Consider the following 22,181-nt stretch of genomic DNA (forward strand, 5'->3'; position numbering starts at 1 on the left):
GAAATCCTTCCGACCTCCGTGCTACCATTGTGCTTACATATCGATGAGGAGGACCTGTGGAAGTCGCAATCCGAAAAATGGGAAATTCGCAGGGCGTGCTGATTCCCAAGCCGATCCTTGCTCAATTGGGTCTCGAAGGAAGAGCCGATCTGCAGGTGCGCGATGGCGTGATCGAGATTCGCCCGATACATCGCAATCCCCGTGAGGGATGGGCCGAGGACGCGCGCCGTCTCGTCGCACAAGGCGACGATGCCCTGGTCTGGCCAGAGATGCCCAACGCCGGTGACGACGAATTGGTCTGGTAACCATGAAGGCGGGAGAGATCTGGCTGGCCCAACTCGATCCAACGGTCGGCAGCGAAATTCAAAAGACACGGCCCTGCGTCGTGATTTCGCCCGAGGAGATGAACATCCACCTTCCCACGGTGATCGTTGCGCCAATGACTACCGGGTCGCGCCCCGCTGCGTTTCGCGTGTCGCTGACGTTCCAGGGAAAGAGTGGCCTGATCGTCCTTGACCAGATTCGCACGCTGGACAGGCCACGACTTGTCAAACGCATGGGGGCATTGCGTCAACAGACTCTCGCGAGCACGCTCCAGACATTGCAGGCCATGTTTGCACCCTGAAGTCGCGCAGCCCGGCGGCAAGCCTGCCCTTCGGCGCAGCAGTCGGTAACACAGCCCCGGTTGACGCCCAAGCCGAATTCAGAAAGCATGGACGGCTCTTCACCGGGAGACAAACATGCATAACATCGGTCGGCATCTTCCTTGGCTCGTCATCGCCGTGCTCGGGGCCTTCGCGCTCGGCACTGTGGCCCTCTCGCGCGGCGAGGCCATCAACGCACTCTGGATCGTCGTCGCGGCGATCTGCGTCTACCTCATCGCTTTCCGCTACTACAGCCTGTTCATCGCCAACGCGGTGCTGGGCGTGGACCCGAAGCGCAAGACGCCCGCGCATCGTCACAACGACGGGCTGGACTACGTGCCGACGGACCAGAAGGTCCTCTTCGGCCACCACTTCGCAGCCATCGCCGGCGCCGGCCCGCTGGTCGGCCCGGTGCTCGCCGCGCAGATGGGTTACCTGCCGGGGCTGCTGTGGATCCTGGCCGGCGTGGTGTTTGCCGGCGCGGTGCAGGACTTCATCATTCTCTTCGTCTCCACTCGCCGCGACGGCCGTTCGCTCGGCGACCTGGTCAAGACCGAGATGGGAACGGTGCCGGGGATGATCGCGCTGTTCGGCACCTTCATGATCATGATCATCATCCTGGCGGTGCTGGCGCTGATCGTGGTCAAGGCGCTGGCCGAATCGCCGTGGGGCACCTTCACGGTAGCGGCGACGATCCCTGTTGCGATCTTCATGGGCATCTACCTGCGCTACATCCGGCCCGGCAAGATCGGCGAGATCTCGGTGATCGGCTTCGTGCTGCTGATGCTCGCCATCTTCGGCGGGCAGGCCGTGAGCCACAGCGAATACTGGGCGCCGCTCTTCACCTTCGACGGCAAGATGCTGACGTGGATGCTGATCGGCTACGGCTTCATCGCAGCCACGCTGCCGGTGTGGCTGCTGCTGGCGCCGCGCGACTACCTGTCGACCTTCCTGAAGATCGGCACCATCGTCGCGCTGGCGATCGGCATCGTCTTCGTTGCGCCGACGCTGCAGATGCCCGCGCTCACGCAGTTCGCGCAAGGCAACGGGCCGGTCTGGTCGGGCAGCCTGTTCCCGTTCCTCTTCATCACCATCGCCTGCGGCGCGGTGTCGGGCTTCCATGCGCTGATCTCGTCGGGCACCACGCCCAAGATGATCGACAACGAGAGCCACATGCGCGTGATCGGCTACGGCGGCATGCTCGCCGAATCGTTCGTGGCAGTGATGGCGCTGGTGGCTGCTTCGGTCATCGAGCCCGGCGTCTACTTTGCGATGAACAGCCCGGCCGCGCTGGTGGGCTCGACGCCTGAAGCGGTTGCACAAGCCATCTCGGGCTGGGGCTTTTCCGTGACACCGGACATGCTGCTGCAAACGGCCAAGGACGTCGGCGAAACCACCATCCTCGGCCGCGCCGGCGGGGCGCCTACCTTGGCGGTCGGCATGGCGCACATCCTCCAGCAAGCGGTCGGCGGACCCGGGATGATGGCGTTCTGGTACCACTTCGCGATCCTGTTCGAGGCGCTGTTCATCCTCACCGCAGTCGACGCAGGCACGCGTGCCGGTCGCTTCATGCTGCAGGACCTGCTCGGCAGCTTCGTGCCGGCACTGGCCCGCACCGATTCATTGCCGGCCAACCTGGTCGCCACGGCGCTGACGGTCGCGGCCTGGGGCTACTTCCTCTACCAGGGCGTGGTCGATCCGCTCGGCGGCATCAACACCTTGTGGCCACTGTTCGGCATCTCCAACCAGATGCTGGCCGCGGTGGCGCTGATGCTTGGCACCGTCGTGCTGTTCCGCATGAAGCGCGAGCGCTATGCCTGGGTGGCGATGGCGCCCGCGGCCTGGCTGCTGGTGTGCACGCTGACGGCCGGCTGGCAGAAGATCTTCTCGGACGATGTCAAGGTCGGGTTCCTGTCGCATGCCTCCAAGTACGCCGACGCGCTGGCGCAAGGCACGCTGCTCGCGCCGGCCAAGACGCCCGAGGCCATGGCGCGCATCGTCTTCAACGACCGCCTCGACGCTGCGCTGTGCGGCGTGTTCATCTTCGTCGTGCTGAGCGTGCTGTTCTACAGCGTGAAGACCTCGCTGGCGGCACGCGCCGCGAACCGGCCGACCACGCGCGAGACGCCGTTCGAGCCGGCCACGTCGACGGGGTGATCGTGCAATGAACACCTCGCTTCCCGAAGCCGGCCGCTACCTGGCCCGCACGCTGACGCAGACGCTGCGGCTGATGGTCGGCGTGCCGGACTACGACACCTACGTGAGCCACATGAGGACGACGCATCCCGAGCAGGAGCCGATGAGCTACGAGGCATTCTTCCGGGAGCGGCAACAGGCGCGCTACGGCGGTGGCGCGGGACGCTGCTGCTGACGGAAACACCCCCGATGCGCCTGCGGCGCCTCCCCCTCAAGGGGGCGATACCAGCGGCCCGGCAAAGCCGGTTCCGCGGTATCCCTGGCATTTGACAGCGCCGGTTTCATGCGTCGCGGGTCACGCGATGACGTGGTGGAAAACTGAAATGAGCATTCCGTCGCCAGAGGAGCTGGAACCCTTCCCCGACGGCTAAAGCCATTCGGCATGCCGGGGCAAGTCAATCAATCGATTGATTTATATGTTCCAATGGCGGAACTTATGGCTGCCTACGTCCCGCCACCCCAACCCACGCGATCCGATGGCGTCGAAGCCCGGGCGCGCATCCTGCACGCCGCCCTCGCGCTCTTCGCCGAAAAGGGCTTCGCCAAGACCTCCACGCGCGAGATTGCACAGGCGGCGGGTGCCAACATCGCCGCCATCAGCTACTACTTCGGCGACAAGGCCGGACTCTATGCGGCCACCTTCACCGAGCCGATGGGCGGCGATTCGCGCGAGCTCATCGCGCACTTCACCGCAGCCGGGCTGTCGCTCGAAGAAGCGCTGCGCATCTTCATGTCCAGCTACGTTGCGCCGCTCAAGGACAGCGAAACCGCGCGCCAGTGCATGCGCCTGCACATGCGCGAGCTGATCGAGCCAACCAGCCAGTGGAAGATGGAACTCGACCGCGACCTCAAGGCGCCACATGACGCGATGGTGGCGCTGCTGCGCCGGCATCTCGGCGTACCCGAATCAGAGGCCGACGACGACATGCATCGCCTTGCGTTCTCGGTCACCGGCCTGGCCATCCAGCTTTTCGTGATGCAGGACGTCATCGGCGAAATTCGGCCACCACTCCTGCGCTCGCCATCGCATATCGACACATGGGCCGAACGCCTCGTCCAGTACGCATTGGCGCTGGTCGCGTCGGAGGCACGGCGCCGCAGCGAAACGCCCTCCTCCAGACCCCAGCGGGCACAAGCGGCCCGCAAGAAAAGCGACAAGATCCTATGAGCATTCGCAGTTTGAGGCGGATCGGTCCCGCCGCCTGCCTGCTTCTTGCGGTGCTTGCGCTGAGCGCCTGCAGCCTGACGCGGCCACCGCGGGAAGTCAGCGCGCCCATGCCAGCGCAATGGCATGCGCCGCTGCCGCCCACACCCGCGTCGACACCGGTGCCGGTGCCAGCACCGACGCCGGCCGGATCCGCCGCCCTGCCCCATGACGGCTCGGTGCGCGTGCTGACCGAATGGTGGCGGCAGCTCGAGGATCCCTTGCTGGTCGAGCTGATCGACGCGGCTGAAAACGCGAGCCCGACGTTGGCGAGCGCCGCGGCACGCGTCAGCGAGGCGCGTGCCAATAGCATCGCGGCCGGCGCGGCGCTGTTGCCGAACCTTGCAGGCACGGCGTCGGCCTCTCGCGGCAACTCGCAATTCGCTGGCGCCAGCGGCTTCGGCGGCTCGACGACCACAGCCAGCGCATCGACCGCCACGCTCATCGCCACCACGATGCAGGCCGGCTTGCAGGCCAGTTGGGAAATCGACCTGTTCGGCAAGCTGCGCGCGGGGCGTGACGCCAGCACCCTGCGCCTCGCGGGTGCCGATGCCCGGTGGCACCAGGCGCGCGTGTCCATCGCGGCCGACACGGCCAACCTCTACTTCAACGAACGCGCCTGCGAGCAACTCGTCACGGTGGCCGAGAACGACGCGACGTCGCGCGGCGAAACAGCACGCCTGACCGAACTCTCGATGCGCGCCGGCTTCACGGCGCCGGCCGATGCGGCATTGGCGCGCGCCAGCGCCGCCGACGCAACGAATCGCCTGACCCTGCAGCGCTCGCAGTGCGCCGTGGTGCGCGCCGGACTGGTGGCCCTCACCGGCCTCGATGCCAACGTGCTCGATCAAAAAATGGCCGCGACCCCAGCCGACCGCGCACTGCCGAGAATCCACGCGATTGCCAGCGTGCCGGCCGAAGCGCTGGCGCAACGACCCGACCTGTATTCGGCCGAACTCGACGTGGCCGCTGCCAGCGCCGCCGTCGGCGAGGCGCAGAGCGCACGCTATCCGCGGCTGTCGCTCACCGGCTCCGTCGGGCGGCTGCAGCTTCGCACCCAGGGCTTCACCGAGGCGCTCGACACGTGGAGCGTCGGCCCCCTTTCGCTCACCGTGCCGATCTTCGATGGCGGCGCACTCAAGGCCAACGTCGACGCCGCGACTTCGCGCTATGACGAAGCGGCATCGGTCTATCGCGGCAATGTGCGGCAAGCAGTGCGCGAAGTCGAGACGGCGCTGCTCAACCTCGACAGCACCGCGCGCCGCGCCGACGACGCCGACGTCGCGGTGCAGAACTATCAGGCCTCACTGGACGCGATGCAGGCGCGCTACGTGAGCGGCCTGGCCAACCTGCTCGATCTCGAGACCTCGCGCCGCCTGTTGATCAACGCGCTCACCGCGCGCGTGCAACTGCAACAGGAACGCAGCGACGCCTGGGTGGCGCTGTACCGTGCCATGGGCGGCGGATGGGTCCGGCCCGACGGTGCCACCGTCATCAGCCAACAAGAAACGACACCCGCAAAGTCGCAATGATCATCAAACGCCCAACCCTCATCGTCGCCTCCGTGATGCTGCTGCTCATCGTGGCCGCGGCCATCTTCATGATGCGCAAGCCCGAGCAACCTGCCGCGGCCGGCGCCGCCAATTCGACCACCAGCGCAAAGCCGGGTGCCGCGCCGGCACGGCCGACGCTCACGGTCACGGTCGCAAAGCCGGAGTCCACCGAACTGGCCGACACGCTCGCGGCCAACGGCAACGTCATGCCGTGGCAGGAGGCCAGCGTCGGCTCCGAATCGAACGGCTTGCGCCTCGCCGAAGTGCGGGTGAACGTCGGCGACACGGTCAAGCGCGGCCAGGTGCTCGCCACCTTCGCGCCCGAGACGATCAACGCCGACGTGGCGCAGGCCAGGGCCTCGCTCGCCGAAGCCCGCGCCACGGCCGCCGACGCGGCTGGCACCGCGGCGCGTGCGCGCACGCTCGAGAAGACCGGCGCGATGAGCCAGCAGCAGATCAATCAGTACGTCACGGCCGAGCAGACCGCGAAGGCGCGCGTCGAAGCGGCCGAAGCCGTGCTCGCCGCGCAGCAGGTGCGCGGCCGCAACACACAAGTGCTCGCGCCCGACGACGGCGTGATCTCCGCACGCACGGCCACCGTCGGCAGCGTGGTCGCCGCGGGCACGGAGCTGTTCAAGCTGATCCGGCAAGGCCGACTCGAATGGCGCGCCGAAGTCACGTCGGCCGAATTGGGCCGTGTCCCGGTCGGCACGCCGGCCACCGTGACGAGCGCCAGCGGCGCGCAGGTGCAAGGCAAGGTGCGCGCCGTGTCGCCGATGGTCGACCCGCAGACGCGCGCGGCGCTGGTGTACGTCGACATGCCCAACCTGCAGGAGAACAGCGCCATCAAGGCCGGCATGTTCGCGCGCGGCGACTTCAAGCTCGGCCGCAGCAACGCGCTGACCGTGCCGCAGGCGTCGATCGTTCCGCGTGACGGCTTCAACTACCTGTTGCTGTTGCAGCCCGACAACCGCGTGAGCCAGCTCAAGATCGAAACCGGCCGCCGCGTGGGCGACCGCGTCGAGATCACGACGAAGCTGCCGGCCGACGCGCAAGTGGTGGTGCAAGGCGCCGGTTTCCTCAACGACGGCGACCTGGTGCGCGTCGTCGATGCCGCCACGGCCAAGTAAGGGGCACTTCGAATGAACGTCTCCGCATGGTCCATCCGCAACCCGATTCCGGCGGTGATGCTGTTCGTGCTGCTCACCTTCGGCGGTTTCCTGTCCTTCAATGCGATGAAGGTGCAGAACTTTCCCGACATCGACTTGCCGACTGTCACGGTGTCGGCCGCGTTGCCCGGCGCCGCGCCCTCGCAACTGGAGACGGATGTTGCGCGCAAGCTCGAGAACGCGATCGCCACCATCCAGGGCCTGAAGCACATCACGACCAAGGTGCAGGACGGCGCGGCGACGCTGATCGTCGAGTTCCGTCTTGAGAAGCCGGTGCAGGAGGCTGTCGACGACGTTCGTTCGGCCGTGCAGAAGGTGCGCTCCGACCTGCCCGCGGACGTGCGCGACCCGGTCGTCACCAAGCTCGACTTCGCGGCGCAGCCGGTGCTCGCCTTCACGATCTCGTCGAGCAAGCTCGACCCCGCGGCGCTGAGCTGGTTCGTCGACAACGACGTCACGAAGAAGCTGCTGGCGCTGCCCGGCGTCGGCGCGGTCAACCGCGTTGGCGGCGTCACGCGCGAGGTGCATGTGGACCTCGACCCGGCCAAGCTTCAGGCGCTGGGCGCCAGCGCGGCCGACATCTCGCGCCAGTTGCGGCAGGTGCAGACCGAGAGCGCCGGCGGTCGCACGGACCTCGGCGGCAGCGAGCAACCGGTGCGCACGCTGGCCACGGTCAAGTCGGCCGGCGAACTGGCCGACCTGCAGATCGCGTTGTCGGATGGCCGCCGCATCCGGCTCGACCAGGTGGCTCGCGTGAGCGACACCATCGCGGAGCCGCGCGCCGCCGCGTTGCTCGACGGCAAGCCCGTGGTCGGCTTCGAGGTGGCGCGCAGCCGCGGTTCCAGCGAAGTCGAGGTCGGCGCCGCAATCCAGCACGCGCTCGGCGAAATGCGCGCGCAGCACCCCGACATCCAGCTCACCGAGGCATTCAACTTCGTCAAGCCGGTCGAGGAGGAGTACGAAGGCTCGCTACACCTGCTCTACGAAGGCGCCATCCTGGCGGTGCTCGTGGTGTGGCTGTTCCTGCGCGACTGGCGTGCGACCTTCGTGTCGGCCATTGCCTTGCCGATGTCAGTCATCCCTGCGTTCATCGGCATGCACCTGCTGGGCTTTTCGATCAACGTGGTTTCGCTGCTGGCGCTGTCGCTGGTGGTCGGGATCCTGGTGGACGATGCCATCGTCGAGGTCGAGAACATCGTGCGCCATTTGCGCATGGGCAAGACGCCGTTCGCAGCAGCGATGGAGGCCGCCGATGAAATCGGGCTGGCCGTGATCGCGACCACCTTCACGCTGATCGCGGTGTTCCTGCCGACCGCGTTCATGAGCGGCGTGGCGGGCAAATTCTTCAAGCAGTTCGGCTGGACGGCATCGCTCGCGGTGTTCGCCTCGCTGGTGGTCGCACGCGTGCTCACGCCGATGATGGCCGCCTACATCCTCAAGCCCATCGTCACACAGGAGAAGGAAGCCGGCTGGCTCAAGCTGTACATGCGCACGGTCGGCTGGTGCATGACCAACCGCTTCAAGACGATGGTGCTGGCCACGTTGTTCTTCTTCGGTTCGCTGGCGATGATTCCGCTGCTCAAGACCGGCTTCATCCCGCCCGACGACAACTCGCAGACGCAGGTCTACATCTCGCTCGCGCCTGGGGCCACGCTGGCACAGACCACGGCGACGGCGGAAGAGGCACGACGCCGCGTGATGGAAGTCCAGCACGTGCGCAGCGTCTACACCACCGTGGCCGGCGGCAGCGCGGGCGGCGACCCGTTCGCGAACTTCGGCACGCCGGAGACGCGCAAGGCCACGCTCACGATCCAGCTCGACGCGCGCGGCGACCGGCCGCGCAAGCAAGTCATCGAGAACCAGATCCGCGCGGCGCTCGAAAGCTTGCCGGGCGTGCGCAGCACCGTCGGCCTGGGCGGCTCGGGCGAGAAATACATCCTCGCGCTGTCAGGCGACGACCCCAATGCGCTGACCACCGCGGCCCGCGCGGTGGAGCGCGACCTGCGCACCGTTCCCGGCCTCGGCAACATCACATCGACCGCGAGCCTGATCCGTCCCGAGATCGCCGTGCGCCCCGACTTCGCGCGCGCCGCCGACCTCGGCGTAACCAGCAGCGCAATCGCCGAGACCTTGCGCGTGGCCACGCTGGGCGACTACGACGTGTCGCTGCCCAAGCTCAACCTCGCGCAGCGGCAAGTGCCGATCGTGGTCAAGCTCGAGGACTCCGCACGTGCCGACCTTCCCTTGCTGGAACGCCTGAGCGTGCCGAGCGCGCGCGGCCCGGTCATGCTCGGCCAGGTGGCCAAGCTCACGGTCGAAGGCGGCCCTGCCGTGATCGACCGCTACGACCGCTCGCGCAACGTCAACTTCGAGATCGAACTGTCGGGCGTGGGCCTGGGCGATGCCAAGGATGCGGTCATGAAACTGCCCTCCATCACCAACCTGCCGCCCGGCGTGCGCGTCGCGGAAGTGGGCGATGCGGAGGTGATGACCGAGTTGTTCAACAGCTTCGGCCTGGCGATGCTGACCGGCGTGCTGTGCATCTACATCGTGCTGGTGCTGCTGTTCAAGGACTTCCTGCATCCGGTCACCATCCTGTGCGCGCTGCCGCTGGCATTGGGCGGCGCCTTCGTCGGCCTGCTGATCGGGCAGAAGGCGTTGTCCATGCCCTCGCTGATCGGGCTCATCATGCTGATGGGCGTGGCCACGAAGAACTCCATCCTGCTGGTGGAATACGCGATCGTCGCACGCCGCGAACACCACATGAGCCGCTGGGACGCGCTGCGCGATGCCTGCCACAAGCGCGCGCGGCCGATCATCATGACCACCATCGCCATGGGCGCCGGCATGCTGCCGATCGCGATCGGCCTGGGCTCGGCGGATTCGAGCTTCCGCTCGCCGATGGCCGTGGCCGTGATCGGCGGGCTGATCACCTCCACCGTGCTGAGCCTGCTGGTAGTGCCAGCGGTCTTTACCTATATCGACGACATCGAACACTGGATCAGGCGAACCGTACGCAAGGTGCGCGGGCAACCGGTGGACCCGCACATCGATGACGACCTGAAACCGTCACCGGGCTGACGCAGAGGTTCATTCATGAAGCACGCACGCAGCCGCATTCCGCTTGCCCTGGCCCTGGCCCTGCTTGCGGCCGCCGCGTCGACCGCAAGCGCGCAGCCTTACGACGCCGCCCAGCAGCGCTACGACCAGACGATCGCGCGGTGCAACAGCGCGAACCTGCCACGGCCGCAGCGCAACGCCTGCATTCGCGACGCGGGGATCGCGCTGGCGCGTGCACGCGGCGGGCAGCCGACAGGCTCGCCCGACACCATCCCCGACTCGCGCTCCACCGTTATCGGGCCCAACGGCACGGCAAGGAGCGGAGCCGACTCCGACTCCACCTACACGTCCAGGGATGGTCGCGCGGTGATCGTGCCGCCGGCTGGGCACTGAACGCGGCGTCCAGGCTCGTTCAGGCCGCCAGGGCGCGCGCCTTGCGCTCGTTCAGGCCGCCAGGGCGCGCGCCTTGCGCTCGTTCAGGCCGCCAGGGCGCGCGCCTTGCGCTCGTTCAGGCCGCCAGGGCGCGCGCCTTGCGCTCGTTCAAGCCGCCAGGGCGCGCGCCTTGCGCTCGCTCATGCGCTTGGCCAGGCGCGGCAGGATCAGCACGCCCAGCACGATGACGATCAGCGCGATCGACATCGGCCGCTGGAAGAACACCACCGCACTGCCCTCGCCGATCGACATGGCGTTGCGCAGTTGCGCCTCGGCCAGCGGCCCCAGGATCATGCCGACCACCACAGGCGCGGTCGGGAAGTCGAAGCGCCGCATGATCACGCCCAGTATGCCGATGCCGTAGAGCAGGAACAGGTCGAACGAGCTCTGGCGCATGCCGTAGGCGCCCACCGTCGCGAAGATCAGGATGCCCGCATAGAGCTGCGGCTTGGGGATCTTCAGCAGCTTGACCCAGAGGCCCACCATCGGCAGGTTCAGTACCAGCAGCATTACGTTGCCGATGTAGAGCGACGCGATCAGCGCCCACACCAGCGCCGCCGACGTGGTGAACAGCTGTGGCCCCGGCTGGATGCCGTAGTTCTGGAACGCGCCGAGCAGGATGGCCGTCGTGTTGCTGGTCGGGATGCCGAGCGTCAGCAGCGGAATCAGTGCGGCCGTGACCGTCGCGTTGTTGGCGGCTTCGGGCCCGGCCACGCCTTCGATGGCGCCGGTGGTGCCGAACTCTTTGCGGACTTCCGGCTTGGCGAGTTTCTTTTCCGTGGCATAGCTCAGGAAGGTCGGGATCTCGGTGCCGCCCGCGGGGATGCAGCCGAACGGCGTGCCGATGACGGTGCCGCGCAACCAGGCCGGAATCGACCGCTTCCAGTCGCTCGCGCTCATGTGCACGCGGCTCAGCTTGTTCTGCCCTTCGACGACCTTGCCTTCATACAGCACGGCATAGAGCACCTCCGCCACTGCGAACAGGCCGACCGCGACCAGCACGATCTCGATGCCGTCGAGCAGTTCGGGAACGCCGCCGGTGTAGCGGCCCTGGCCCGATATCTGGTCGAGGCCGACGCAGCCTGCCGCCAGGCCGACGAACAGCGCCGTCATGCCGCGCAGCGTGCTCTTGCCCAGCACCGCGCTCACCGTGGTGAAGGCCAGCAGCATCAGCAGGAAATATTCCGGCGGACCGAGCTTGACCGCGAAGTCGGCGACGAACGGCGCGAACAACGTGACGATGACCGTCGCGATGGAGCCCGCCACGAACGAGCCGATGGCCGCAGTGGCCAGCGCCGCGCCGGCCCGCCCGCTCTTGGCCATCTTGTTGCCCTCCATGGCCGTGACCATGCTGGCCGTCTCCCCCGGCGTGTTCAGCAGGATCGACGTGGTCGAGCCGCCATACATGGCGCCGTAGTAGATCCCCGAGAAGAAGATCATCGATGCCGTGACGTCGACCTTGGCCGTGATCGGCAGCAGCATGGCCACCGCCACCGCCGGGCCAATGCCGGGCAGCACGCCCACGGCCGTGCCGAGCGCACAACCGACCAGGCACCAGAGCAGGTTGGCAGGGGTGATCGCGAGCGCGAACCCGTGCATGAGTGCGTTGAAGATGTCCATGTCAGTTTTCCACTCCGCAGACGTGTGACCCGCGACGCATGCAACGAGCGCCGTCAATTTCCAGGGATACCGTGGAACCGGCTTCGCCGGGCCACTGGTAGCGCCCCCTCGAGAGGGAGGCGCCGCAGGCGCTTCGGGGGTGTTTCATTCTCTAGATCCAGCCGGTGTTGGTGAGTCCGGGCAGGTTGATGGCCAGGAACTTGGTGAAGGCCCAGTACACGGGCGCCGCGATCAGCAAGCCCGTCACGCAGTCGATGAGCCACATGCGCGGCTCGTTCGCGGCCGGTTGACCGTTCGCGCGGCGCAGGCCCTGCACGGCCAGCACGTAGGCCAGCGTGCAACTCAGGATGAAGCCCAGCGTGGTGATGAGCGCCGCATTGAGCAGCAGCCCCGCCGACACCCAGACGAAGCCGGGCCAATAGGCTTTCACGTCGCCGGAGGGCTCGTCGAGTTCACGAAAGCCGCCGCTGCGCGCTTCCCAGATGATCCAGGCCCCGCAGATCGTGAGCACGATCGATACCAGCCACGGCAGGAAGTTGGGGCCGACGCCGCCATAACCCGCCTCGGACGAAATGTCGATGGCACCGACCGCCAGCCCCAGGCCGGTCAAGAACACACCGACCCCGACAAGGGTCTGCGGCCACAGGGCCGCCGGTTGCGGCGACGCCGCGATTTCTGGATTTGTCATTTGTCTGTTCCGGATTCGGGGCGCGATGGCCCCATTTCAGATTTTCGCCACGCTATCGCGTGACCCGCGACGCATGAAACCGGCGTCGTCGAACTCCAGGGATACCGTGGAACCGGCTTCACCGGGCCACTGGTATCGCCCCCTGAGTCTGTTCGTGGGCACCCGCGAAGCCGGCCTTGCCCCCGCTAGACCATCCCGGACTTGGTCATGATCGCGCGCAGGCTTGCGAAGTCATCGTCCACGAACTTGGCGAATGCGTCACCGGAAATGACCGCTGGCGTCCAGTCGTTCTTCTTGAGCGACTCGGCCCACGACGGCGTCTTCAATGCGGCCAGCACCAGGTCGATCAGCGCCTTGCGCTGCTCCGGCGTGATGCCCGGCGCGCCATACACGCCGCGCCAGTTGCCGATCTCGACATCGATGCCCTGCTCCTTCAGCGTCGGCACGTTGATGCCGGGCAGGCGCTGCGCCGAGGTGACGGCAATCGCCTTCATCTTGCCCGCTGCGATGTATTCGGCGAACTCGCTGTAGCCGCTGCCGCCCACCGTGACATTGCCGCCCAGGATGGCCGCCGTGGCCTCGCCGCCGCCACGGAACGCGACGTAGTTGATCTTTGACGGATCGGCGCCGACCTTCTGCGCGATCATGGCCGCGGCGATGTGTTCGGTGGAGCCGCGCGAGCCGCCGCCCCACTTGACGCTGCCAGGATCCTTCTTGAGTTGCGCGACCACGTCGGCCATCGACTTCAGCGGCGAATCGGCCGGCAGCACGAACACGTTGTATTCGGTGGTCATGCGCGCCAGCGGCGTGGCCTGCTCGAGCTTGACCGGCGGCTTGCCGGTGATGATGCCGCCGAGCATGACGGAGCCCATCACCATCAGCGCATTCGGGTCGCCCTTGGAGCCGTTCACGAACTGGGCCAGGCCCAGCGCACCGGCGGCGCCGCCCTTGTTGTCGTAGGTGACGGTGTCGGCCAGCTTGCCGTCCGACAAGGCCTTGCCCAGCGCGCGGCCGGTGGTGTCCCAGCCGCCGCCGGGGTTGGCAGGGATCATCATCTTGACGTTGGCCCCCGCCCAGGCCGACATGGGCAAGGCGCCGGTGGCGGCCAGGGCGGCCAGGGATTTCAGAAAGGTATCGCGGCGCATATGAAGATGTCTCCTGTGACTGTGGATCTGACCGGAAGCTGACTCGGTATCATGCGCCGCCTTGCTGTCAGTTGGCTGTCCGGCAACTTGGGGAAAACACTGAACCTTGAATCGGCAGTTGACCGCGCCCAATCCTTGGACAGATCACATGAACCTTGACACTCTGGACTTCGATCAACTTCACCTCTTGGGTAAGAGGCGCTATGCACTCGGGCGCATTCAACTGCCGCTTCAAGGCTGATGAAACTCCTGCTTGTCGAAGACGATCCGTCGATGCAGATAACGCTGCAGCGAGCGCTGGGCCGGCGCCGCATCGACGTGCGCGTGTGCGGCGACGGCGCGCTGGCCGTTGCGCAGTGGCGCGATCTGGAGCCCGACGTGGTCGCGCTCGACCTGAGCCTGCCGCACCTCGACGGCCTGCAAGTGCTGGCGCAGGCGCGCGCCGCCGGGCTGCGCACCCCCGTGCTCCTGCTGACCGCGCGCGGCACCGTGGGCGACCGCATCATGGGCCTCAACGCCGGTGCCGACGACTACCTTCCCAAGCCTTTCGACCTGGACGAACTGGAGGCGCGATTGCGCGCCCTGCGGCGCCGCCACCACGGCGCGGACACCGACCATGCGGCCCGGCCGCAACAGGTGGGCGCGCTGCGCTTCGAAGCGGACAGCGGCGCCATCTACCACCGCGGCGAGGTGCTGGAGCTCACACCGCGCGAGCTGGCGCTGCTCACCGCATTGATGGCGAAGCCCGGCCATGCGGTGACGAAGGAGCGCCTGTTCGAATTGGTGTTCCCCGGCGAGACCGAGGTGCAGTACGAGGCCATCGAAGTCGTGGTCTACCGCTTGCGCAAGAAGCTCGCCGGCACCGGCACGGCGCTGATGACCTTGCGCGGACTCGGCTATCTGCTGCGCGAGGAAGGATGAAGCAAGCCGCCTCGTTGCGCCGGACGCTGCTGATCGGCATCCTTGCGCCGATCGGGCTGTTCGTCATCATCAACTCGGTCAGCCTCTACGCGCAAAGCCTTGCCGCCGCCACGCTGGCCTACGACCGCACGCTGCTGGCGTCGGCCAAGACCATCGGCGAGCAGCTCGACGTGGAGGGCTACGACGAGAACGCCGAGTTGCGCGCGAAGGTGCCCTACTCCGCGCTCGAAGCCTTCGAGGCCGACAACCAGAGCCGCATCTTCTACCGCGTATCGCACCTGTCCGGCGCGATCGTGTCGGGCTTCGACGAACTACCGTTCTGGCATGGCCAGATCCCCAGCCGCCCGGCCTATGCGGCGCTCGTGGATTTCTACGATGCAACGGTCCACGACGAAGCCGTGCGCGTGGCCGTGCTGCTGCAGCCCGTGGCCACCGAACGCGGCCGCGGCATGGCCGTGGTGCAGGTCGCTGAAACGCTGGAGCTTCGCCGCACACTCGCACGGCGCATCCTGGTCGACACGCTCTGGCGGCAGTTGCTGTTGATGGCGGTGATCGCGGCCGTGGTGGTGCTGGTGGTGCAGCGCGCAACGCGCCCGGTGCGCCGGCTCAGCGCCGAACTGGCGGCGCGCTCCGAAAGCGACCTGTCGCCCATCGACGCGCCCGATGCCCCGCGCGAATTGCGCCCGCTGGTCGATGCCACCACCGAGGTCATGGGCCGGCTGCAGCGCCTGCTCGACCACCAGAAGCGCTTCGTGCGCGACAGCGCGCATCAACTGCGCACGCCGCTCGCGGTGCTCAAGGCGCAGGTGCAATCGGCACGCCGTGGCGACATGCCGCCCGAAGAGGCCTTGCGCGAGATCAACGAGACGGTCGAGCGCGCGACCGCGCTGGCCAACCAGATGCTCTCGCTCGCCAAGGTCGAGCAGTTGCGGCAGCAGCCGGAGTCGACGCGTATCGACTGGGCCGACATGGCGCGCGAAGTCGCGCTGGACGTGTCGCCGCTGATCGCCGACAAGGCGCTGGATTTCGAGTTCGACGAAGCGCCGTCGCCGGTGCGCGCGCACCGCTGGATGCTGCAGGAACTTACGCGCAACCTGCTGCACAACGCCATCAAGCACAGTCCGCGCGGCGGGCGGCTGCTGGTCGCGCTGCGGCCCGAAGACGGCGGCGCGCGCCTGTCGGTGCAGGACGCCGGCCCGGGCATCTCGGCCGATTTGCGCCAGCGCCTGTTCGCGCCCTTTGCCGCCGGCGACGTGACGCGAGGCTCCGGGCTCGGACTGGCCATCTGCCGCGAGATCGTGCTGGCGCTGGAGGGCCGCATTGCGCTCGACAACAGGGAAATGAATGGCGTGATCGTGGGATTGACGGCAACGGTATGGCTTCCGCTGGACAATCCGTCCTGATGGACCGACTTCGCATCGACAAATGGCTTTGGGCAGCGCGTTTCTACAAGACGCGCTCGCTGGCCGCGGACGAGATCGGCAAGCACCGCGTGCAGGTCAATGGCGACATCGCCAAGGCCTCGCGCGAGGTGAAGGTCGGCGACCTGGTCACGCTGCGGCAGGGTTCCATCACGCGGGTGGTGAACGTGCTCGGCCTGAGCGGGCTGCGCGGCCCGGCGCCGGTTGCGCAAGAGCTTTACGAGGAAACGCCGGAGAGCATCGCTGCCCAGGCCGCGGCGCGCGAGTTGCGGCGCATGGGCACCGAGCCCGCGCACAGCCTCGAACAAGGGCGGCCGACCAAGCGCGACCGGCGGCAACTCGACGATGCCAAGGGCAGCGGCTGGGGCACGCGCTGGAGCGCGAGCATCGAGGACGACAAGGACGACGATGGTTAAGCGATCTCGCCTGGTCGCTGCATCGACCGCTGCCCGATCCGTTCAGCCCGTAAAGATCGCAAGGTTCAACGTGTAGGACTTCCCCAGCCAGGTCGCGCAGTCCCGATGGTCGCGAAGCTCGTCGCCGGTGTTCGGGTGAACGAACACGTCCAGAGCGCCGTGGTTGAGTGCGAGCCAGCCGAACACGTGCGGGAAGTCGGCCGCGGGGATGGCCAACTGGTAACTCCACATCGGATGCGGCCCCACCGGCTTCTCGTGAAACCGGCCCATCTGCATGCGCCCGGCCAATTCCGTTTCGATGGTCTCGCGCAGCGCCCACGCGGCCGCGCGCGTCGACCCGTCGAAATACACATGGGCGTGCCAGCTCTCGATGGTCGAAGGATTCAGCGGATTCATGCTTGCGGAGTCTAGGCGCCTTGCATTCACAATGGCTCCCCGGAAGGGATATTCATGAATCCAACCCCCTGGAAACGCCGCCTGATCCTGTTCGCCCAGCGCTTCTGGCAGCCCACCAGCGCCTGCATGACCTGCATGCCGGGAAGCCTCTGGAATGTCCTGAGCGTCCCGCACTGGACGCTCGCGCTGCAGACCGGCCTGTTCACCGGGATCCTCGCCGTGCTCCTGACGTTCACGCCCGCCGCGAAGCTCTACGCGAACCGATACGGCAACGCACTGCTGGTCGGCCTCCTGACGATGGTCGGCGACAGCTTCGCGCACGAGAACCACTACGGCACCTTCCGTCTCGAGGCTGTGGTCACGGGCATCATCTCGGGTGTGCTCGCGTTGGCGGGTTCGTATCTGTTCGAAGACCGCGCCCGGCGACTGCGGGCGATATGGGCACGGATTGCCGGCTAGGTAACGCAGCGCTCGGTCAGCGGTGCGCAGGGCCGGCCTCACGGGCCCAGCGGGAAAAGCCGGCGCGCAGGCGGGGCACCGCGAAGTCGGCGAACGCGCGCACTTTCGGAACGGCAAGGCGGCCGAGCGGCGACACGAGGTGCACGGGCAACGGCGGCGGCTCGTCGCCGACGAGCACCATCTCCAGTTCCTTCGCCGCAACCTGCGCGGCGACGTGATACGAGAACAGGCGAACCACGCCGCGGCCCTGCACCGCCGAGGCCACCGCCCCGCGAATGCCGTTGACGACGAAACGCGGCGTGAATTGAACGGTGCGCGGCATCGATGCGCCCTCGACCGCCGGAAAGCTCCATGAGTCGATGCCGAAGTGGGTCATCGCAATGATCTGGTGCATCGCCAGATCTGCAGGCTCCGTGATCGGCGGGTGCCGCGAAAGATAGCGCGGCGACGCGGCAACCACCCGCCGCACTTCTCCCACGCGGATCGCGACGAGCGTCGAATCCGCAAGGTGCGCGATGCGCAATGCGACGTCGATGCCTTCGTCGATCAGGTTGGCAGGTCGATCGAGCAGATGAAGGCGGACCGAGACGGCCGGCCATGCGTCCATGAATGCATCGACGATCGGCCGCACCAGGTCTTCGCCGGCGGCAACAGGCGCGGTGATCGTGAGCATGCCGCGCGGTTCCGCGTGCTCGCCGGCGGCTGTCATTTCGGCCTCTTCCAGATCGATCAGCACGCGGCGACAGGCGACGGCATAGCGCTCGCCGGCTTCGCTCAGCTTGATCGAACGCGTCGTCCGGTGCAGCAGGCCGGTGCCGACGTGCGCTTCGAGGAAGGCGATGGCGCGGCTGACGGCGGCCGGGGACTTGCCGAGCTTGCGGCCCGCGCCGGCCAGGCTGCCCTCGTCGAGCGCGGCCACGAACACCTTCATTGCGTCGATTCGATCCATCGATCCTTCCCGCCCGCGGAACACTGAATGCCGGAGCACGGGCATTCCAACGCGAGGCGGCAATTTCTACCATGGAGTCCACAGCCCAAGGAGCCCCTGATGTCCGCCGCAGCGCCCCCTCCCATCCGAACCGCCGACGTGGTGCCCTGGCGCGCCACGCTGTCGGGCCTTTGCGCCACGTTGGTCGGCCTCGGGCTTGCGCGGTTCGCCTACACGCCGCTGCTGCCCGCGATCATCGCGGCACATTGGTTCAGCGCCTCCGCGGCCGCGTATCTGGGTGCGGCAAATCTTGCGGGCTACGTTGCGGGCGCGTTGATCGCGGCGCCTCTGGCGGCACGCTTTCCGGGGCGATCCGTCTTGCGGGCCATGATGCTGCTGACGACGGTCGCGCTCTTCGCGTGCGCCTGGCCTTCCAGCTTCTACTGGTTCTTCTGCTGGCGCTTCGTGTCCGGCGTCACCGGCGGCGCGGTGATGGTGCTGGCCGCGCCGACCGTCCTGCCGCACATCGCGCCCTCCCGGCGCGGCATTGCAGGCGGCGCGATCTTCATGGGCGTGGGGCTCGGCGTCGCGGCGTCCGGCACGCTGGTGCCCTTGCTGCTGGCCGAAGGTCTGACGCAGGCGTGGCTGGGCCTCGGCGTGCTTGCGCTGCTGCTGACGGGCGTCGCCTGGCACGGTTGGCCGGCGTCGGCGCCGAGCGCCGCGCCCTTCCATCGCGCGACGCACCCGGCCTTGCCGACGCGGCAGCTTCGCTTCCTCTATGCCGAATACGCGCTCGACGCGATCGGGCTGGTGCCACACATGATCTTTCTCGTCGTATTCATTGCAAGCGGGCTGGGGCGAGGCTTGGCGGTCGGCTCGCAGTACTGGGTGGCGTTCGGCCTGGGTGCGGTGGCCGGTCCGATCCTCGGTGGCCATCTGGCGGACCGGATCGGCTTCCAGGCGGCGTTGCGCATTGCGTTCGTCCTGCAGGCGGCGGCCCTGGCGATCCCCGTGTTCACGACCGGAACGCCGTGGCTCATCGTCTCGAGCGTCGTGATGGGCGCCTTCACGCCGGGCATCGTGCCGCTGGTGCTGGGCCGAATCCAGGAACTGCTCGCCCACCATCCTGCCGCGCAGAAGGCCGCCTGGAGCAAGGCCACGACCTGCTTCGCCTTGCTGCAGGCCCTGTCGGCCTACGGCATGTCGTACCTGCTGTTCGCCAGCGGCAACGACTACGGGCTTCTGTTCGAGCTCGGCGCGGTGGCGATGGTGCTCGCGCTAGGCCTCGACTTCGCTTCGGGCCGCACTTCGCGCAAGGCCCTCAGCGCTCCAGCGCCTTGCGGCCAGTCTCTGGCAAAGCCAGCATCGCCAGCACCGTGATCACGCTGGTGCCGGTCACGTACCAGGCCGGTGCTGCCGGATTGCCGGTGGCGCCGATCAGCCAGGTGATGATGAACTGGGTGGTGCCGCCGAACACCGAGACGCCCACTGCGTAGGCGATCGACATGCCCAGCGCGCGGACATGGCTCGGCAGGAGTTCGGGAATGGTCACGATCGAGGCCGCTCCGCTGATGGCCGTCAGGCCTCCGAGCAGCGTGGTCACGATCAGCAGGTTGGTGAAGCTGGTGTGCTCGATCAACAGCATGAAGGCCGGATAGGTCAGCAGCGCCAGCAGCACGCGCGGGATCACCATGATCGACTTGCGGCCGTAGCGGTCGCAAAGCCAGCCGCCGACCAATGCGAAGATCAATGTCGCCAGGCCGAAGACGACCGTCGCGGTCATCCCGATGACGGGCGACAGCTTCAGCGTCGAGATTGCGTAGGTCGTCATGTAGTTGCCCACATAGGTGGACACAGTGCCGCCCATCACCACCAGCACGCACAGCACGATGATCCGGGTGTGCTTGCCAATGCCTGCGGGCTTCGACTCGCCAACGGTGGGCTTGGGGCCATCCTCCAGCGTCTCGGGCATGCGCCGGCGCAGGTAGATGGCGATCGGGATCAGCGCCAGCCCCAGGATGAATGGCACGCGCCAGCCCCAGGCCAGCATCTCCTCGGGCGTCAGGGAGACCGTCAGCAGCACGCCGATGAGTCCGGCCACCAGCGCCGCGACGCCCTGGCTCGCAAGTTGCCAACTGCCGTACAGGCCGCGCTGGCCGCTGGGCGCGATCTCGATCAGGAAGGCCGTGGAAGGGCCGACCTCGCCACCGAGCGCGAGGCCCTGCACCAGGCGGCACAGCACCACGATGAACGGCGCTGCCATGCCGATGCTGGCATAGGACGGCGTCAACGCGAGGCCCAGCGTGCCCACCGTGATGAGCGCGATGGTCAGCAGCATGGCCGGCTTGCGGCCGGCGCGGTCGGCAAAGGCGCCGATCAGCACGCCGCCGATAGGCCGCGTGACAAAGCCGACGCCGAAGACCGCCACCGACAGCAGCAGGCTCATCAAGGGCGTGGACGCCGGGAAGAAGGTCTTGCCGATGTAGACGGCAAAGAAGGCGTAGGTGGTGAAGTCGTAGAACTCCATCGCGTTGCCTGCCACGGTGGCCGCCACGATGCTGCGCGAGACGCGCTCGGTGCGTGGGGCCGCGCCGCCACTGTATTGATCCGTGGCGGCATGCTGAAGGCGCGCTCCACGCTGGCGGGGTGTGCTGCTCATATGGCCCTCTTTCCTTTCTTGGCGGACGCTGCCCTCCCGGGCGTGGGGTGGATGGGGTTCAGGCGGCCAGTGGCGCGTCGCTCAGGTAGCGCTCCGCCAGCCGGGTCCAGTAGGCCGCGCCGATCACGATGTTGTCGTCGTTGAAGTCGAAGCCGGGGTTGTGCACCATGCAGGCGCCGGCACTGTCGCCGTCGCCATTGCCGATCATGAGATAGCAGCCGGGGCGATGTTCGAGCATGAAGGCGAAGTCCTCGCTGCCGGTCAGCGCCGGGCCCTGCAGCGTGACCTGGTCGGCCCCCACGAGTTCGACGCCGACACGTCTTGCGAAATCCGTTTCAGCCGTGGTGTTGACCAGCGCCGAGTAGCCGCGCCGGTAATCCACCTCGGCCGTGACGCCGTAGCCTTGCGCCTGGGCATGGGCGAGTTCGGTGATGCGTTTCTGCAGCAGGTCCCGCACGCTCTGCTCCAGCGCACGCACGCTCAATTCGAGGCGCGCGCTTTGCGGGATCACGTTGTTGGCGCGGCCGGCCTGCAGCACGCCCACCGTGACAACCGCGGTCTGTTGCGGGTCGACATTGCGCGACACCACGGTCTGCAGGGCCATCACCAGGCTGGCGGCCGCCACCACCGGGTCGACCGCGCGGTGCGGCATGGCGCCGTGGCCGCCGACCCCCCTCAGGGTGATGTAGACCTTGTCGGACGAGGCCATCATCGGTCCGTCACGGAACACCAGGCGCCCTTGCGGGAAGCCGGGCATGTTGTGCATCGCGAAGATCGCATCGCATGGATATTTGTCGAACAGGCCGTCCTCGATCATGCGCATGGCGCCGCTCTCCCGCGTGCCGTATTCCTCGGCCGGCTGGAAGATCAGGTTGAGCGTGCCCGAAAAGCTGCTGCGCTCGGCCAGCGACCTGGCGGCGCCGAGCAGCATGGCGGTGTGCCCGTCGTGGCCGCAGGCATGCATCACGCCGGCGTTGCGGCTTGCGTACTTCAGGCCGGTTTCTTCCTGGATCGGCAACGCATCCATGTCGGCGCGCAGCCCCACCGAGCGTGTGCCGCTGCCGCGGCGCAACTGGCCGACCAGCCCGGTGCCGCCCAGGCCACGCTCGACGCTGTATCCCCATTCCTGAAGGCGCTCGGCCACCAGGTCGCTGGTGCGCTGTTCCTTGAAGGAGAGCTCGGGGTGGTGGTGGATGTCGCGCCGGATGCGGATGAATTCCTCGGCATGGGGGCGCAGTGCTTGCAGAGTGGCTTCGGTGCTCAAGATGGT

Annotated in this window: 21 protein-coding genes; 14 read left to right on the top strand and 7 right to left on the bottom strand. The window is 67.4% G+C overall.

Annotated elements, in window-relative coordinates:
* The first annotated feature begins 56 nt into the window (after nt 1-56).
* The 9 genes from WKW80_RS09450 (at nt 57) to WKW80_RS09490 (ending at nt 10,219) form a co-directional block, all read left to right on the top strand.
* A complete protein-coding gene (locus WKW80_RS09450) occupies nt 57-305 on the top strand; it encodes an AbrB/MazE/SpoVT family DNA-binding domain-containing protein (RefSeq protein WP_340363310.1) in 249 nt (82 codons plus the stop codon).
* Between the two features lie 2 nt (nt 306-307).
* On the top strand, nt 308-625 hold the full coding sequence (locus WKW80_RS09455) for a type II toxin-antitoxin system PemK/MazF family toxin (RefSeq protein WP_340363311.1): 318 nt from the start codon (nt 308-310) through the stop codon (nt 623-625).
* Nucleotides 626-740: 115 nt separating this feature from the next.
* Nucleotides 741-2,801: a carbon starvation CstA family protein gene (locus tag WKW80_RS09460; RefSeq protein WP_340363312.1), complete on the top strand. Its 2,061-nt coding sequence runs from the start codon at nt 741-743 to the stop codon at nt 2,799-2,801.
* Nucleotides 2,802-2,808: 7 nt separating this feature from the next.
* Nucleotides 2,809-3,015 (top strand): YbdD/YjiX family protein, encoded by a 207-nt coding sequence (locus WKW80_RS09465; protein ID WP_340363313.1) that lies wholly within the window; start codon nt 2,809-2,811, stop codon nt 3,013-3,015.
* Between the two features lie 261 nt (nt 3,016-3,276).
* Entirely contained in the window at nt 3,277-4,008 is a 732-nt protein-coding gene (locus tag WKW80_RS09470; RefSeq protein ID WP_340363314.1) for a CerR family C-terminal domain-containing protein, read from the top strand.
* The gene (locus tag WKW80_RS09475) at nt 4,005-5,576 is read left to right on the top strand and encodes an efflux transporter outer membrane subunit (RefSeq protein WP_340363315.1); all 1,572 of its coding nucleotides are present in this window, start codon (nt 4,005-4,007) and stop codon (nt 5,574-5,576) included. The genes WKW80_RS09470 and WKW80_RS09475 overlap by 4 nt, the downstream gene beginning before the upstream one ends.
* Nucleotides 5,573-6,727, top strand: a complete 1,155-nt coding sequence (locus WKW80_RS09480; RefSeq protein ID WP_340363316.1) for an efflux RND transporter periplasmic adaptor subunit — start codon at nt 5,573-5,575, stop codon at nt 6,725-6,727. The genes WKW80_RS09475 and WKW80_RS09480 overlap by 4 nt, the downstream gene beginning before the upstream one ends.
* Before the next feature lie 12 nt (nt 6,728-6,739).
* Entirely contained in the window at nt 6,740-9,847 is a 3,108-nt protein-coding gene (locus tag WKW80_RS09485) for an efflux RND transporter permease subunit (protein ID WP_340363317.1), read from the top strand.
* 15 nt (nt 9,848-9,862) lie between these two features.
* On the top strand, nt 9,863-10,219 hold the full coding sequence (locus WKW80_RS09490) for a hypothetical protein (protein WP_340363318.1): 357 nt from the start codon (nt 9,863-9,865) through the stop codon (nt 10,217-10,219).
* A gap of 147 nt (nt 10,220-10,366) precedes the next feature.
* On the opposite strand, the gene WKW80_RS09495 is transcribed toward WKW80_RS09490, so the two are convergent.
* From WKW80_RS09495 to WKW80_RS09505, 3 genes are all read right to left on the bottom strand, one after another.
* Nucleotides 10,367-11,878 carry a tripartite tricarboxylate transporter permease gene (locus WKW80_RS09495; RefSeq protein WP_340363319.1) on the bottom strand — a complete coding sequence of 504 codons (1,512 nt, stop codon included), beginning with the start codon at nt 11,876-11,878 and terminating at the stop codon, nt 10,367-10,369.
* A gap of 151 nt (nt 11,879-12,029) precedes the next feature.
* Nucleotides 12,030-12,566: a tripartite tricarboxylate transporter TctB family protein gene (locus WKW80_RS09500; protein ID WP_340363320.1), complete on the bottom strand. Its 537-nt coding sequence runs from the start codon at nt 12,564-12,566 to the stop codon at nt 12,030-12,032.
* 185 nt (nt 12,567-12,751) lie between these two features.
* On the bottom strand, nt 12,752-13,711 hold the full coding sequence (locus WKW80_RS09505) for a Bug family tripartite tricarboxylate transporter substrate binding protein (RefSeq protein ID WP_340363321.1): 960 nt from the start codon (nt 13,709-13,711) through the stop codon (nt 12,752-12,754).
* Nucleotides 13,712-13,951: 240 nt separating this feature from the next.
* On the opposite strand from WKW80_RS09505, the gene WKW80_RS09510 reads away from it, so the two are divergent.
* Genes WKW80_RS09510 through WKW80_RS09520 form a run of 3 tightly spaced genes read left to right on the top strand, consistent with a single transcriptional unit; the run spans nt 13,952 to nt 16,469 of the window.
* Complete coding sequence (locus tag WKW80_RS09510) at nt 13,952-14,632, top strand: response regulator (RefSeq protein ID WP_340363322.1); 681 nt, start codon at nt 13,952-13,954, stop codon at nt 14,630-14,632.
* The gene (locus WKW80_RS09515) at nt 14,629-16,035 is read left to right on the top strand and encodes a sensor histidine kinase (protein ID WP_340363323.1); all 1,407 of its coding nucleotides are present in this window, start codon (nt 14,629-14,631) and stop codon (nt 16,033-16,035) included. The genes WKW80_RS09510 and WKW80_RS09515 overlap by 4 nt, the downstream gene beginning before the upstream one ends.
* Complete coding sequence (locus WKW80_RS09520) at nt 16,035-16,469, top strand: RNA-binding S4 domain-containing protein (protein ID WP_340363324.1); 435 nt, start codon at nt 16,035-16,037, stop codon at nt 16,467-16,469. Before WKW80_RS09515 ends, WKW80_RS09520 begins: the two co-directional genes overlap by 1 nt.
* Nucleotides 16,470-16,511: 42 nt before the next feature.
* On the opposite strand, the gene WKW80_RS09525 is transcribed toward WKW80_RS09520, so the two are convergent.
* Nucleotides 16,512-16,865, bottom strand: a complete 354-nt coding sequence (locus tag WKW80_RS09525; RefSeq protein ID WP_340363325.1) for a DOPA 4,5-dioxygenase family protein — start codon at nt 16,863-16,865, stop codon at nt 16,512-16,514.
* A gap of 54 nt (nt 16,866-16,919) precedes the next feature.
* On the opposite strand from WKW80_RS09525, the gene WKW80_RS09530 reads away from it, so the two are divergent.
* A complete protein-coding gene (locus WKW80_RS09530; protein WP_340363326.1) occupies nt 16,920-17,324 on the top strand; it encodes a hypothetical protein in 405 nt (134 codons plus the stop codon).
* Nucleotides 17,325-17,340: 16 nt separating this feature from the next.
* On the opposite strand, the gene WKW80_RS09535 is transcribed toward WKW80_RS09530, so the two are convergent.
* Nucleotides 17,341-18,273, bottom strand: coding sequence for a LysR family transcriptional regulator (locus WKW80_RS09535; protein WP_340363327.1), 933 nt, complete (start codon nt 18,271-18,273; stop codon nt 17,341-17,343).
* Between the two features lie 99 nt (nt 18,274-18,372).
* Between WKW80_RS09535 and WKW80_RS09540 the strand changes: the two genes are divergently transcribed.
* Nucleotides 18,373-19,632 (top strand): YbfB/YjiJ family MFS transporter, encoded by a 1,260-nt coding sequence (locus tag WKW80_RS09540; RefSeq protein WP_340363328.1) that lies wholly within the window; start codon nt 18,373-18,375, stop codon nt 19,630-19,632.
* On the opposite strand, the gene WKW80_RS09545 is transcribed toward WKW80_RS09540, so the two are convergent.
* Nucleotides 19,574-20,911, bottom strand: coding sequence for an MFS transporter (locus tag WKW80_RS09545; RefSeq protein WP_340363329.1), 1,338 nt, complete (start codon nt 20,909-20,911; stop codon nt 19,574-19,576). The genes WKW80_RS09540 and WKW80_RS09545 overlap by 59 nt on opposite strands.
* 58 nt (nt 20,912-20,969) lie before the next feature.
* Nucleotides 20,970-22,175, bottom strand: a complete 1,206-nt coding sequence (locus WKW80_RS09550) for a M20 aminoacylase family protein (RefSeq protein WP_340363330.1) — start codon at nt 22,173-22,175, stop codon at nt 20,970-20,972.
* Nucleotides 22,176-22,181: the final 6 nt, after the last annotated feature.

This window comes from Variovorax humicola (genome assembly GCF_037889915.1).
Lineage (GTDB): Bacteria > Pseudomonadota > Gammaproteobacteria > Burkholderiales > Burkholderiaceae_C > Variovorax > Variovorax humicola.

What these genes read in the sequence shown, in the direction of transcription:
- WKW80_RS09495 (WP_340363319.1), bottom strand. Translation starts at nt 11,878, where the DNA reads ATGGACATCTTCAACGCACTCATGCACGGGTTCGCGCTCGCGATCACC.
- WKW80_RS09515 (WP_340363323.1), top strand. Translation starts at nt 14,629, where the DNA reads ATGAAGCAAGCCGCCTCGTTGCGCCGGACGCTGCTGATCGGCATCCTT.
- WKW80_RS09480 (WP_340363316.1), top strand. Translation starts at nt 5,573, where the DNA reads ATGATCATCAAACGCCCAACCCTCATCGTCGCCTCCGTGATGCTGCTG.
- WKW80_RS09530 (WP_340363326.1), top strand. Translation starts at nt 16,920, where the DNA reads ATGAATCCAACCCCCTGGAAACGCCGCCTGATCCTGTTCGCCCAGCGC.
- WKW80_RS09470 (WP_340363314.1), top strand. Translation starts at nt 3,277, where the DNA reads ATGGCTGCCTACGTCCCGCCACCCCAACCCACGCGATCCGATGGCGTC.
- WKW80_RS09485 (WP_340363317.1), top strand. Translation starts at nt 6,740, where the DNA reads ATGAACGTCTCCGCATGGTCCATCCGCAACCCGATTCCGGCGGTGATG.
- WKW80_RS09505 (WP_340363321.1), bottom strand. Translation starts at nt 13,711, where the DNA reads ATGCGCCGCGATACCTTTCTGAAATCCCTGGCCGCCCTGGCCGCCACC.
- WKW80_RS09455 (WP_340363311.1), top strand. Translation starts at nt 308, where the DNA reads ATGAAGGCGGGAGAGATCTGGCTGGCCCAACTCGATCCAACGGTCGGC.
- WKW80_RS09460 (WP_340363312.1), top strand. Translation starts at nt 741, where the DNA reads ATGCATAACATCGGTCGGCATCTTCCTTGGCTCGTCATCGCCGTGCTC.
- WKW80_RS09510 (WP_340363322.1), top strand. Translation starts at nt 13,952, where the DNA reads ATGAAACTCCTGCTTGTCGAAGACGATCCGTCGATGCAGATAACGCTG.
- WKW80_RS09475 (WP_340363315.1), top strand. Translation starts at nt 4,005, where the DNA reads ATGAGCATTCGCAGTTTGAGGCGGATCGGTCCCGCCGCCTGCCTGCTT.
- WKW80_RS09535 (WP_340363327.1), bottom strand. Translation starts at nt 18,273, where the DNA reads ATGGATCGAATCGACGCAATGAAGGTGTTCGTGGCCGCGCTCGACGAG.
- WKW80_RS09540 (WP_340363328.1), top strand. Translation starts at nt 18,373, where the DNA reads ATGTCCGCCGCAGCGCCCCCTCCCATCCGAACCGCCGACGTGGTGCCC.
- WKW80_RS09545 (WP_340363329.1), bottom strand. Translation starts at nt 20,911, where the DNA reads ATGAGCAGCACACCCCGCCAGCGTGGAGCGCGCCTTCAGCATGCCGCC.
- WKW80_RS09490 (WP_340363318.1), top strand. Translation starts at nt 9,863, where the DNA reads ATGAAGCACGCACGCAGCCGCATTCCGCTTGCCCTGGCCCTGGCCCTG.
- WKW80_RS09500 (WP_340363320.1), bottom strand. Translation starts at nt 12,566, where the DNA reads ATGACAAATCCAGAAATCGCGGCGTCGCCGCAACCGGCGGCCCTGTGG.
- WKW80_RS09520 (WP_340363324.1), top strand. Translation starts at nt 16,035, where the DNA reads ATGGACCGACTTCGCATCGACAAATGGCTTTGGGCAGCGCGTTTCTAC.
- WKW80_RS09525 (WP_340363325.1), bottom strand. Translation starts at nt 16,865, where the DNA reads ATGAATCCGCTGAATCCTTCGACCATCGAGAGCTGGCACGCCCATGTG.
- WKW80_RS09465 (WP_340363313.1), top strand. Translation starts at nt 2,809, where the DNA reads ATGAACACCTCGCTTCCCGAAGCCGGCCGCTACCTGGCCCGCACGCTG.